15 protein-coding genes are annotated in these 11,863 nt (G+C 57.3%); 1 reads left to right on the top strand and 14 read right to left on the bottom strand.

Annotated features, from left to right (window positions below; genetic code table 11):
* Position 1: 1 nt before the first annotated feature.
* From V6P94_RS07920 to trmJ, 14 genes are all read right to left on the bottom strand, one after another.
* A complete protein-coding gene (locus V6P94_RS07920) occupies positions 2-985 on the bottom strand; it encodes a RodZ family helix-turn-helix domain-containing protein (protein ID WP_326398421.1) in 984 nt (327 codons plus the stop codon).
* Complete coding sequence (gene pilW / locus V6P94_RS07915; protein WP_326398422.1) at positions 985-1,743, bottom strand: type IV pilus biogenesis/stability protein PilW; 759 nt, start codon at positions 1,741-1,743, stop codon at positions 985-987. Before pilW ends, V6P94_RS07920 begins: the two co-directional genes overlap by 1 nt.
* Before the next feature lie 12 nt (positions 1,744-1,755).
* On the bottom strand, positions 1,756-2,904 hold the full coding sequence (rlmN, locus tag V6P94_RS07910) for a 23S rRNA (adenine(2503)-C(2))-methyltransferase RlmN (RefSeq protein ID WP_133075953.1): 1,149 nt from the start codon (positions 2,902-2,904) through the stop codon (positions 1,756-1,758).
* A 28-nt stretch (positions 2,905-2,932) separates the two neighbouring features.
* A complete protein-coding gene (ndk, locus tag V6P94_RS07905) occupies positions 2,933-3,358 on the bottom strand; it encodes a nucleoside-diphosphate kinase (protein ID WP_003443361.1) in 426 nt (141 codons plus the stop codon).
* A 94-nt stretch (positions 3,359-3,452) separates the two neighbouring features.
* On the bottom strand, positions 3,453-3,653 hold the full coding sequence (gene iscX / locus V6P94_RS07900; protein WP_016779607.1) for a Fe-S cluster assembly protein IscX: 201 nt from the start codon (positions 3,651-3,653) through the stop codon (positions 3,453-3,455).
* Between the two features lie 12 nt (positions 3,654-3,665).
* A complete protein-coding gene (gene fdx, locus V6P94_RS07895) occupies positions 3,666-4,007 on the bottom strand; it encodes an ISC system 2Fe-2S type ferredoxin (RefSeq protein ID WP_003443365.1) in 342 nt (113 codons plus the stop codon).
* A 3-nt stretch (positions 4,008-4,010) separates the two neighbouring features.
* Positions 4,011-5,873, bottom strand: a complete 1,863-nt coding sequence (gene hscA / locus V6P94_RS07890) for a Fe-S protein assembly chaperone HscA (protein WP_326398423.1) — start codon at positions 5,871-5,873, stop codon at positions 4,011-4,013.
* 50 nt (positions 5,874-5,923) lie between these two features.
* Entirely contained in the window at positions 5,924-6,445 is a 522-nt protein-coding gene (gene hscB / locus V6P94_RS07885) for a co-chaperone HscB (RefSeq protein ID WP_133075955.1), read from the bottom strand.
* 8 nt (positions 6,446-6,453) lie between these two features.
* Positions 6,454-6,777 (bottom strand): iron-sulfur cluster assembly protein IscA, encoded by a 324-nt coding sequence (gene iscA, locus V6P94_RS07880; RefSeq protein WP_016779604.1) that lies wholly within the window; start codon positions 6,775-6,777, stop codon positions 6,454-6,456.
* 68 nt (positions 6,778-6,845) lie between these two features.
* Entirely contained in the window at positions 6,846-7,232 is a 387-nt protein-coding gene (gene iscU / locus V6P94_RS07875; RefSeq protein WP_007929523.1) for a Fe-S cluster assembly scaffold IscU, read from the bottom strand.
* Between the two features lie 97 nt (positions 7,233-7,329).
* Positions 7,330-8,544: an IscS subfamily cysteine desulfurase gene (locus tag V6P94_RS07870; RefSeq protein ID WP_133075956.1), complete on the bottom strand. Its 1,215-nt coding sequence runs from the start codon at positions 8,542-8,544 to the stop codon at positions 7,330-7,332.
* A gap of 49 nt (positions 8,545-8,593) precedes the next feature.
* Positions 8,594-9,085 carry a Fe-S cluster assembly transcriptional regulator IscR gene (gene iscR, locus V6P94_RS07865; RefSeq protein WP_019823686.1) on the bottom strand — a complete coding sequence of 164 codons (492 nt, stop codon included), beginning with the start codon at positions 9,083-9,085 and terminating at the stop codon, positions 8,594-8,596.
* Between the two features lie 260 nt (positions 9,086-9,345).
* Positions 9,346-10,122 (bottom strand): serine O-acetyltransferase, encoded by a 777-nt coding sequence (gene cysE, locus V6P94_RS07860; protein ID WP_133075958.1) that lies wholly within the window; start codon positions 10,120-10,122, stop codon positions 9,346-9,348.
* Between the two features lie 2 nt (positions 10,123-10,124).
* The gene (trmJ, locus tag V6P94_RS07855) at positions 10,125-10,895 is read right to left on the bottom strand and encodes a tRNA (cytosine(32)/uridine(32)-2'-O)-methyltransferase TrmJ (RefSeq protein ID WP_019823690.1); all 771 of its coding nucleotides are present in this window, start codon (positions 10,893-10,895) and stop codon (positions 10,125-10,127) included.
* A gap of 144 nt (positions 10,896-11,039) precedes the next feature.
* On the opposite strand from trmJ, the gene suhB reads away from it, so the two are divergent.
* Positions 11,040-11,855, top strand: coding sequence for an inositol-phosphate phosphatase (gene suhB, locus V6P94_RS07850; protein ID WP_019823692.1), 816 nt, complete (start codon positions 11,040-11,042; stop codon positions 11,853-11,855).
* The last annotated feature ends 8 nt before the right edge of the window (positions 11,856-11,863 follow it).

The raw sequence follows: 11,863 nt of genomic DNA, 5'->3' as shown, positions 1-11,863 counted from the left end.
CTTATTGACCTAACTTCAGGCGAGCAGTCTCGCCACTGGTGAAAGGAGCCACATCCACAGACTGACCGTTGTAGGTCACCTGTGCGCCACGGGCAAAGCCCAGGCGCAGGGTCAGTGGAGGCTTGCCGCTCACTTCTAGATTTTCGCCTTTGCGCTTCAGGCCACCGAACAGCACTTTACCCGTAGCGTCGGTTACCTGCGTCCAGCAATCAGCGGTGTATTGCACGGCCACTTTGCCAGCACCCGCGACCGGAGCCACTGTGGCCGCCGGTGGAGTGGCGATAGGTGCGACAGCCGGGGCAACTGCAGGAGCGACAACAGAAGGTGCAGGCACCGGGGCTGCCACAACGGGCGCCGCTGCTGGCGCTTGAGCCGCCGCAGGCAGTGCCAATGCAATGCTTGCCGCCTGCTCTGGAGCAGACTCGGTTACAACCGGAGTTTCACCTTCAGCCTTGGCCTCGGCGACGGCCTGGTCTTCAGGCTCGTCAAGCGGATGGATGCGGGTTGTGCCGTCTGCACCTTCAACCTCAACGTGTTCCGGGGTCAGGCCAATCAAGTCCTTGGCACGCATGGACGTTTGATCCTGCCACCAGATAAAACCGCCACCGATCACGGCAATCAGCAACAACAGGCTGACAATACGCAAAATGGTATGGGACACCCGCACTGGCTCTTCTATACGGCCCAGGCTGTGAACGTTGCTGCCGTTGGCATCAGTGCCGGTATACAGGTCAAATTCACGTACCAGGCTGGCCTGATCCATGCCCAGCAATTTGGCATAGGTCCGGATATAGCCGCGAGCAAAGGTATGCCCTGGCAGCTTGTCGAAAGCGCCCGTCTCAAGGTTGCTCAGGGAGCTGGCCGTGAGGTTGAGTTTCAAGGCGACTTCAGCCAGCGTCCAGCCATTGTTTTCACGGGCCTGACGCAGGGTCTCACCGGGATTGACACGAGTCGCTGCTAGAACTTCGGGTTGCGCCGCTTTCATCATTGCTCCGACAGGTATTGCTGATATTCCGGCGTGCCGGGATAGAGTCGTTTTAGTTGCTGGCCATGGTTGGCAGTTGGGGTGCGGTCGTCGAAAACACTCGCCAGTCGCGCACCGAGCAATAGACTACGTGCATTTTGCCCGCTAAGCAGGCTAAAACGATCGTAAAAGTCACGTGCTGATACATATTGCTTGTCTTGGTATGACATCTGAGCCATTTCGAGTAGCGCGCGCGGTTGCCGAGGGTTCAGGCGCAGGGCTTTTTCAAGTTCCTGGCGGCCTCTCTCCCGCTGCCCCAACTCAAGCGACGTTATACCCAGGTTCTCGAAAATACGGGAACGCTCAGGGTAAAGGTCATCAGCCGCAGCCTTTTGAAACTGGACACTGGCTTCCTGATAGCGCTGACGCTCAAACAGGAAACTGCCGTAATTATTGAGGATTCGCGCATCACCAGGCCGCCCGTTCAATGCGGTACGAAATGACTTCTCGGCCAGCTCGAACTCCATTTCGGACTGAAACACCAATGCCAGTGCGGCGTTGGTGTCCGGGTCCGTCTTGTCGAGTTCCAGGGCTTTGCGCAAAGGAACTTTGGCCTGCTCGACCATGCCCTGCTGCAGATAACCCAGGCCCAGCTGAACATAAGCCTGACGCGCCTCATTACGCCCTTTGTCGCCAGTCACCGAGGTTGAATCGCCCGATGAAACGCAGCCAGCCAAAAAGCCGACCAAAACGACAGAGAGCGCGGCGCGCAGGATCATGGATGTCCTCTCTCAGGGCGCGGACGCAGCGCTTTGCGCCGAATCGGCATCGGCGCTGAGCTCACGTGCCGCAATCAGGCGCGAGCTGCGGCGCGTGCGGTCATTGACCTGCCCCACCAGTTGGCCGCATGCCGCGTCGATGTCTTCACCACGGGTGGTGCGCACAGTCACGTTATAGCCAGCTTGCTGCAACAGCTCCTGGAAACGGCGAATGGCGTTGTTGCTTGGACGCTCATAACCGGAATGCGGGAAGGGGTTGAACGGGATCAGGTTAATCTTGCACGGCGTGTCTTTTAATAGCTCGATCATTTCGCGAGCGTGATCGACGTGGTCGTTCACGTCCTTGAGCAAGGTGTACTCCACGGTCAGCACGCGCTTTTCACCCAGGGTCGCCATGTAGCGGCGGCAGGAATCAAGCAGCATGGCCAGCGGGTACTTCTTGTTGATCGGCACCAATTGACTGCGCAATGCGTCATTGGGTGCATGCAGCGACAACGCCAGGGAGACGTCGATGTGCTTGGCCAGCTCATCGATCATCGGCACCACGCCAGAGGTGGACAGTGTCACCCGGCGCTTGGAGATGCCATAGCCCAGATCATCCATCATCAGATGCATGGCGGCGATAACGTTGTCGAAGTTCAGCAGCGGCTCACCCATGCCCATCATCACCACGTTGGTGATGGCACGGTCGATGGTTGCCGGGACGCTGCCAAAGGATTTGTTGGCAATCCACACCTGGCCAATGACTTCGGCGGCGGTGAGGTTGCTGTTGAAGCCTTGCTTGCCGGTGGAGCAGAAACTGCAATCCAGGGCACAGCCAGCCTGGGACGAAACGCACAATGTGCCACGCTTGCCCGAGGGAATATAAACGGTCTCGACGCAGCTGCCGGACTCTACACGTACCACCCACTTGCGGGTGCCGTCGGTAGAAATGTCCTCGCTGACGACTTCAGGTCCACGAACCTCAGCAATGGCCTTGAGCTTGTCGCGCAAGGCCTTGCTGACGTTAGTCATGGCGTCGAAATCATCGACGCCAAAGTGGTGAATCCACTTCATGACCTGACCGGCACGGAAACGCTTCTCCCCGATTGAGTCGAAGAATTTCTCCATTTCCGGCTGAGTCAGTCCCAGCAGGTTGGTTTTGCCAGTCGTTGCAATCATGTCTTCACCCTCACTCACAAGCTAATACTTAGCGAGTGGTTACTTCAGTAGCTGCGAAAAAGTACGAGATTTCACGAGCTGCAGCCGCTTCAGAGTCGGAACCGTGAACAGCGTTAGCGTCGATGGATTCAGCGAAATCAGCACGGATAGTGCCGGCAGCTGCTTCTTTAGGGTTGGTAGCGCCCATCAGTTCGCGGTTCAGAGCGATAGCGTTTTCGCCTTCCAGAACCTGAACAACAACCGGACCGGAGATCATGAAAGCAACCAGGTCGCCGAAGAAGCCACGAGCGCTGTGCTCAGCGTAGAAGCCTTCAGCTTCGGCTTTGGACAGTTGCTTCAGTTTGGAAGCTACAACCTTCAGGCCGGCTTTTTCAAAACGAGTGGTGATCTCGCCGATAACGTTTTTTGCAACAGCGTCAGGCTTGATGATGGAGAAAGTGCGTTGAACAGCCATGGTGTAACTCCAGAAACAGTGATTTAAGCGAAAAATTAAACCCGCGAATTATACGCGGGTTCTTGGGTATTTCATAATTACGTCGATTACAAGCTTAGTCGGCTTCTTCGATCCACAAACCCTGAATGGCTTCGAGGACCTTCTCACCGCCACGATCAGGGATATCGTCGAACTCAGGCAGCGCCATGACCAGATTGCGCAGCGTGACGAAATTCACCGAAAGCGGATCGACGTCCGGGTGAGCTTCAGCCAGCTGAATCGCGATTTCCTGCACATCAACCCATTTAAGGCTCATGACAACCCCTTATCAGTGCGGCGCTTCGGCAGCATGGTTAAGCGAATACTTCGGAATCTCGACAGTGATGTCCTCGGTGCCGACGCGAGCCTGACAGCTCAGGCGCGAAGTGGCTTCCAGACCCCAAGCCCTGTCAAGGTAGTCCTCTTCCAGCTCGTCAGCTTCGTTCAGCGAGTCAAAACCCTCGCGAATCACGCAGTGACACGTGGTGCAGGCGCAAACGCCACCGCAGGCACTTTCGATTTCGATGTGATTGTCGTGAGCCACTTCGAGAATGGTCTTGCCGGTCTCAGCCTCTACAACCATACCGTCCGGGCAATGCTCGGCGTGTGGCAGAAAAATGATCTGCGGCATCAGTTATTCCTCGATTTCATTCAGGTTGCGACCCGCCAGGGCGGCCTTGACGGTCAAGTCCATGCGGCGGGCAGCAAAGGCATCGGTCACTTGCGACAGACGCTTGGTCTGCTGCTCAATGGCGTAACCATCGGTGCCTTTCAATAATTCGGATAATTCCTGCATTTGCAGCTCGATGACCATGCGCTCTTCAGCATCCAGCAGGCGCTCACCATCGACTTCAAGGGCCGCTTGCACAGCCTCGATCAGACGCTGGGCATCCACCTGCTGCTCACGCAATACGCGAGCGACCTTGTCGTCGCTGGCGTACTGGAACGAATCCTTGAGCATTTTGGCGATTTCGCCGTCGGTCAGACCGTATGACGGCTTGACCTGGATATTGGCTTCAACGCCCGAACCCAGCTCACGCGCCGTCACACTCAGCAAACCATCGGCATCCACCTGGAAGGTCACGCGAATTTTCGCAGCACCGGCAACCATCGGCGGGATACCGCGCAACTCAAAGCGTGCAAGAGAACGGCAATCGCTGATCAGCTCGCGCTCGCCCTGCAGCACATGAACCATCATGGCCGTCTGGCCGTCTTTATAGGTGGTGAAGTCCTGAGCACGGGCCACCGGAATCGTGGTGTTGCGCGGGATGACCTTCTCCATCAGCCCACCCATGGTCTCAAGCCCCAGAGACAACGGAATCACGTCAAGCAGCAGCAGTTCGCCACCGTCACGCTTGTTGCCTGCCAGGGTATCAGCCTGAATCGCCGCACCAATGGCGACCACTTGATCAGGGTCGATATCGGTCAACGGCTGGCGGCCGAACATCTCGGCAACGGCCTCGCGCACACGGGGCACGCGGGTAGAACCACCCACCATGACCACTGCCTGGACGTCTTCAATTTCGATATTGGCGTCGCGCACGGCACGGCGGCAAGCCTTCAGGCTGCGCGCAACCATGGGCTCGATCATTGCGTTAAAGGCTTCACGGGTCAGCTCTGAGTGCCAGTCACCGAAGGCAACGGCCACAGAGGACGCATCGGTCAGCGCTTCTTTGGCAGCACAGGCTGCCTGCAACAAGGTGCGCTGCGTGCCCGGATCGAGGTCAGCAGACAAACCGGCCTGCTCTACCATCCAGCTGGCAATTGCATGATCGAAGTCATCGCCGCCCAGCGCACTGTCGCCGCCGGTAGCCAAGACTTCAAACACACCGCCGGTCAGGCGCAGGATCGAGATATCGAACGTGCCCCCGCCCAGATCATAGATAGCCACCACACCTTCAGCCGACTGGTCCAGACCATAGGCCACGGCAGCCGCTGTCGGCTCGTTGAGCAAACGTAAGACATTCAGACCGGCCAACTTGGCAGCGTCTTTGGTGGCCTGACGCTGGGCATCATCGAAATAGGCCGGAACGGTAATCACCGCACCTACCAACTCGCCACCCAGGGTCTTTTCAGCGCGCTCACGCAGCACTTTCAGGATTTCAGCAGACACTTCAACCGGGCTTTTCGGGCCTTGCACAGTGTCGATAAACGGCATGTGCGACTCACCACCTACAAAGTGGTAAGGCAGCTGCTCACCCAATTGCTTGACGTCGGAAAGACCACGACCCATCAAGCGCTTGACCGACAGCACGGTATTGAAAGGATCGCTGGAAGCCGCCAGACGCGCCGACTCACCCACCTCGACGCGATCAGCGTGATAGCGCACGGCAGACGGCAAAATAACGTTGCCATTTGCGTCAGCCAAAGGCTCGGAAAGGCCGCTGCGCAATGCAGCAACCAGCGAATTGGTAGTGCCCAAGTCAATCCCCACAGCCAGACGTCGCTGGTGCGGTTGAGGACTTTGGCCGGGTTCGGCGATCTGCAGTAGGGCCATCGTAATCAGGACTTATCTGTAATCAGGCGTGCAATCAGGGAAGCACGGAGTTAATCGTCGAGGCGCTCTTCTAACTGGCGCACTTCGTAGTTGAGCTTGTCGAGGAACTGCATGCGCCGCATCAGGCGCTCGGCCTGCTCGCGTTGCGCAGCATCATCCCAACAAGCAGCGAAGCTGTCGTTCAATTCGTTCTGAGCGACTTTCAGTCGACGCTTGAATGCTGCAATACCGGCCATATCGGCGCTGTCGTGCAAATCTTCAAGTTCTTCGCGCCACTGCATCTGCTGCATCAGAAACTCGGGATCGTGCACCGTGACTTCCAGCGGCAATTCGCCACCCTGTAGCGCGAGCAGGTAACGCGCACGCTTGGGAGGGTTTTTGAGCGTCTGGTAAGCCTCATTGAGGCTGGCAGACTGCTCCAGCGCCAGACGCTGCTCGCGCTCGGAAGCATCGGCAAATCGATCCGGGTGAACACCGCGCGCCAACTCTCGATAACGCACAGCCAGCTGATCGAGATCCAGATTGAAACTCGGCTGCAGCTCAAACAAAGCAAAATGACAAGGAGTACCCACGACTAGCCTCAGATGTTGAAGCTTTCGCCGCAGCCACATTCACCGCGCACGTTAGGGTTATTGAACTTGAAGCCTTCGTTCAGGCCTTCCTTGACGAAATCCAGTTCGGTGCCGTCAAGGTAGGTCAGGCTTTTTGGATCAATGATCACTTTTTCGCCATGGGTTTCGAAGACCTGGTCTTCTTCGCCCACTTCGTCGACAAACTCCAGCACATAGGCAAGACCGGAACAGCCTGTTGTGCGAACACCCAGACGAATCCCCTCACCTTTGCCGCGCCCGTCAAGGGAGCGGCGAATGTGTCGAGCAGCCGCTTCTGTCATGCTGATAGCCATCGTGACTCCTTACCTTTTGCCAGTTTCTTCACCCCGCCTGCGCCATTAACAGGCACACGCAGCGAGGATCAGATCAAACCTTTCTTCTGCTTGTAATCGCGAACAGCTGCCTTGATGGCGTCTTCAGCGAGTACCGAGCAGTGAATTTTTACCGGCGGCAAAGCCAGTTCTTCAGCCAGCTGAGTGTTCTTGATGGTCTCTGCTTCATCCAGAGTCTTGCCTTTCATCCACTCGGTAGCCAGGGAGCTGGAAGCGATTGCCGAACCACAACCATAGGTCTTGAACTTGGCATCTTCAATAATGCCCTGCTCGTTGACCTTGATCTGCAAACGCATCACGTCGCCGCATGCTGGAGCGCCGACCATGCCAGTGCCGACATCCGGGTCTTCCGCGTTCATCTTGCCGACGTTGCGCGGGTTCTCGTAGTGGTCAATGACCTTTTCGCTGTAAGCCATGGTACTAATCCTCACTCATCAGAGAGTCGCTCTTGAGACGCTGTAAATGCTGCTGTTCGCTGCGCTTACAGCGTCTACTTTACGGCGACTTAAATTGTTAGTGCGCCGCCCATTCGATTTTCGAAATGTCGATGCCGTCTTTGTACATGTCCCACAGCGGCGACAGTGCGCGCAGCTTGGTAACAGCCTCGCAAACCTTCTGCGCGGCGTAATCGATTTCTTCTTCCGTGGTGAAACGACCGAACGTGAAACGAATCGAGCTGTGTGCCAACTCGTCATTGCGGCCCAGGGCACGCAATACGTAGGATGGCTCAAGGGAAGCGGAGGTACAGGCCGAACCGGACGACACAGCCAGATCCTTGAGCGCCATGATCAGCGACTCGCCTTCAACGTAGTTGAAGCTCAGGTTCAGGTTGTGAGGTACGCGATGGACCATGCTGCCGTTGACGTACAGCTCTTCAAGGTGTTCAACCTGCTTGAAGAAACGGTCGCTCAACGCCTTGATACGGACGTTTTCGGCCGCCATTTCTTCTTTGGCGATCTGGAACGCTTCGCCCATGCCCACGATCTGGTGGGTGGCCAGGGTGCCCGAACGCATGCCACGCTCGTGACCGCCGCCGTGCATGGCAGCTTCGATACGGACCCGAGGTTTGCGGCTTACGTACAGCGCGCCAATGCCTTTAGGGCCGTAGGTTTTGTGTGCCGAGAACGACATCATGTCGACTTTGAGCTTGGCCAGGTCGATTTCAACCTTGCCGGTAGACTGTGCAGCATCAACATGGAACAACACGCCGCGCGAGCGAGTCAGCTCACCAATGGCAGCGATGTCGTTGATGGTGCCGATTTCGTTGTTCACGTGCATGATCGAAACCAGAATGGTGTCGTCGCGCATGGCCGCTTCAACCATGGCTGGCGTGACCAGACCATCTGTACCCGGCTCGATGTAGGTCACTTCAAAGCCTTCACGCTCCAGCTGACGCATGGTGTCGAGAACGGCCTTGTGTTCAATCTTGTCGGTGATCAGGTGCTTGCCTTTGGTGGCATAGAAATGCGCAGCACCCTTGATTGCCAGGTTGTTGGCCTCGGTCGCACCAGAGGTCCAGACAATTTCACGGGGGTCGGCATTGACCAGATCAGCAACCTGACGACGACCGTTCTCTACCGCTTCTTCAGCTTTCCAGCCAAATACGTGGGAACGCGACGCCGGGTTACCGAAGTTCCCGTCAACCAGCAGGCAGTCGCTCATTTTTTGAGCAACGCGCGGATCAACCGGGGTAGTGGCTGAGTAATCGAGGTAAATTGGCAACTTCATGGACTATCTCCTAAATCAGGCTGGCTGGCGCACCGTCGTTTTTAAGCAATCACTCGACGGCGGACGCTTCGATCTTATCCAGGTGCGGCGCCTTGCCATTACAGCGGCGCTGATCCTGACGCTGGGCTACCTCTTGTACCTCACGGCGAGTGACAAGATCAGCCAAGCTGATACCACTGAGAAAATCGTGTATTTGCAAGCTGAGGTCGCACCACAGGTGGTGGGTCAGGCAGGTATCGCCAGCATGGCAATCGCCAAGCCCCTGGCAACGCGTTGCGTCGACCGACTCGTTCACGGCATCAATTACCTGAGCCACTTGAATGCTTTGCATCTCGCGCGACAGCTGATAGCCGCCACCCGGGCCACGCACACTGGAAACCAGGCTGCTGCGGCGCAATTTGGCAAACAGTTGCTCAAGGTAGGAAAGAGAAATGCCTTGGCGCTCGGAAATATCGGCCAGGGACACGGGCCCGTGCTGTGCGTGCAACGCCAAATCGAGCATCGCAGTTACGGCGTAACGGCCTTTTGTAGTCAGTCTCATGGACAGGTACCACGGAATTCGGAATGGGGCGAGTATGCTATTCCCGACTATTTAAGTCAACTATTAGACCTAGTACTTTAGTCGGGATTACCCGCAAAAGAGCGCGCGCATTGTAGCAGGGTATGCGGCGTAATGGCACACGACACGCATCCTGCGGGAGCGGGCTTGCTCGCGACGGCATCGATGCCATGTTTCAAGCAAACCCCTGTGATGCCATCGCGAGCAAGCCCGCCCCCCACCCGTCATTCAGCCCACAACCCTCACACCGCCTTGCTTTCGTCCTTGTCTTTTACACAGGCAAAGTCTTCTTCGCGCAGCTCAGGCAGATCTTTCGCACAGTAAGGACTACCCAGATCTTTCAGAGCACCGCACATGCCATCCAGCTTGCCGTCGACCGCCTGCAAGTGATCCAGCAACTGAGCAATGGCACGGGCAACTGGGTCGGGCATGTCTTCACTGACGCCGTAGGCATCAAAACCGATCTTCTCGGCCATCGCTTTGCGCTTGGCCTCGGCCTCATCGTCACTTTTGACAATAATGCGCCCCGGAATACCCACCACCGTAGCACCCGGCGGCACCGCCTTGGTCACCACCGCATTGGAACCAACCTTGGCACCCGCCCCGACAGTGAACGGCCCGAGCACCTTGGCGCCCGCCCCGACCACAACACCATCTTCCAGCGTCGGGTGGCGCTTGCCCTTGTTCCAGCTTGTGCCACCCAGGGTCACACCCTGGTACAGGGTCACGTCATCACCGATTTCCGCGGTTTCCCCAATCACAATACCCATGCCGTGATCGATGAAAAAACGACGCCCTACCTTGGCCCCCGGGTGAATTTCAATCCCGGTCAGCCAGCGCCCGAAGTTCGACACCAAACGGGCCAGCCACTTCCAGCCGGCCTGCCACAACAGCGCCGACAAACGGTGAATCCAGATCGCATGCATCCCCGGATAGCACGTCAGCACCTCGAAAGCGTTGCGCGCCGCGGGATCACGATGAAACACACTTTGGATATCTTCACGCAGACGCTCAAACATCATTAATCCTTGCGCTTGAGCAGCTCGCCACGGGCTGCTTTCTGGGTTTCGGTGAGAATGCCGCGCAGAATGTTCATCTCTGCACGACTGACCGCACTGCGCCCGTAGAGCCGACGCAGGCGCGCCATCAGGTGGCGCGGCTTTTCGGGGTCCATAAATTCAATGGCCACCAGGGTTTGCTCCAGGTGCTCGTAAAAGCGCTCCAGCTCATCCATGGTCGCCAACTCGCCACTTTTAGTGGACGCCACTTCCTCTTTCTCGATCTTGCTCGGCTGCCCCTGGCTCGCGAGCCAGGCCATGCGGATTTCGTAGCTCAATACCTGCACGGCCGCGCCCAGGTTCAGAGAACTGAACTCAGGGTCGGACGGGATATGCACGTGAAAGTGGCAGCGCTGCAACTCTTCATTGGTCAGGCCGGAGTCTTCACGACCAAACACCAACGCAATCTCAGCACCTTGAGCCGCCTCCTCGACCACTTTCTGCCCACACTCGCGCGGGTCCAGCAGCGGCCAGGGGATACGGCGATCACGGGCACTGGTACCCAGCACCAGATTGCAGCCCACCAAGGCATCTTCAAGGGTCGCGACTACTTGAGCATTTTCGAGAATGTCACCCGCACCTGACGCCCGCGCATCGGCTTCATGGTGAGGAAACAACCTTGGCTCCACCAGAACCAGCCGCGACAACCCCATGTTTTTCATGGCACGCGCAGCACCGCCGATGTTCCCGGGATGGCTGGTATTGACCAGAACGACACGAATATTAGGCAACAAAGGAAGCGCTCACAGACCAGCAAAAGGGAGCAAATCTTACCTAAGCAAAACGCCATAAGCTACGAAAGCTAACGCAAACCTTCATCTGCCAAAGTTTTCTGATAGAATATTCGGCTTTCTTTAACAACCTTAGGTGAAACGTCCATGCAGCCCATGCTGAATATCGCGCTGCGCGCCGCCCGCAGCGCCAGTGAATTGATTTTCCGCTCCATCGAGCGCCTGGATACCATCAAGGTTGACGAAAAAGACGCCAAGGATTACGTCTCTGAAGTCGATCGTGCTGCTGAACAGAAAATCATCGACGCCCTGCGCAAGGCTTACCCGACGCACGGCATCCTCGGTGAAGAAACCGGCATGCACCCAGGCAGCGGTGAAGGTGAAGACTATCTGTGGATCATCGACCCACTGGATGGCACCACCAACTTCCTGCGCGGCGTTCCACACTTCGCCGTCAGCATCGCCTGCAAATACCGCGGCCGCCTTGAGCACGCAGTGGTTCTCGATCCGGTTCGCCAGGAAGAGTTCACCGCCAGCCGTGGCCGTGGCGCCCAACTGAACGGTCGCCGCCTGCGTGTAAGCGGTCGCACCAGCCTCGAAGGCGCCCTGCTGGGCACCGGCTTCCCGTTCCGCGACAACCAGATGGACAACCTGGAAAACTACCTGGGCATGTTCCGCAGCCTGGTTGGCCAGACTGCCGGCATCCGCCGTGCAGGCGCAGCCAGCCTGGATCTGGCTTACGTGGCTGCAGGCCGTTTCGACGCTTTCTGGGAGTCGGGCCTGTCCGAGTGGGACATGGCTGCAGGCGCACTGCTGATTCAAGAAGCAGGCGGCCTGGTCAGCGACTTTACCGGTAGCCACGATTTCCTTGAAAAAGGCCATATCGTTGCCGGTAACACCAAGTGCTTCAAAGCTGTACTGACTGCAATCCAGCCGCATCTGCCGGCTTCGCTGAAACGCTAAGCGAAACC

The organism is Pseudomonas sp. ML2-2023-3 (genome assembly GCF_037055275.1).
Lineage (GTDB): Bacteria > Pseudomonadota > Gammaproteobacteria > Pseudomonadales > Pseudomonadaceae > Aquipseudomonas.
This window is presented reverse-complemented; position numbering and strand designations above follow the sequence as displayed.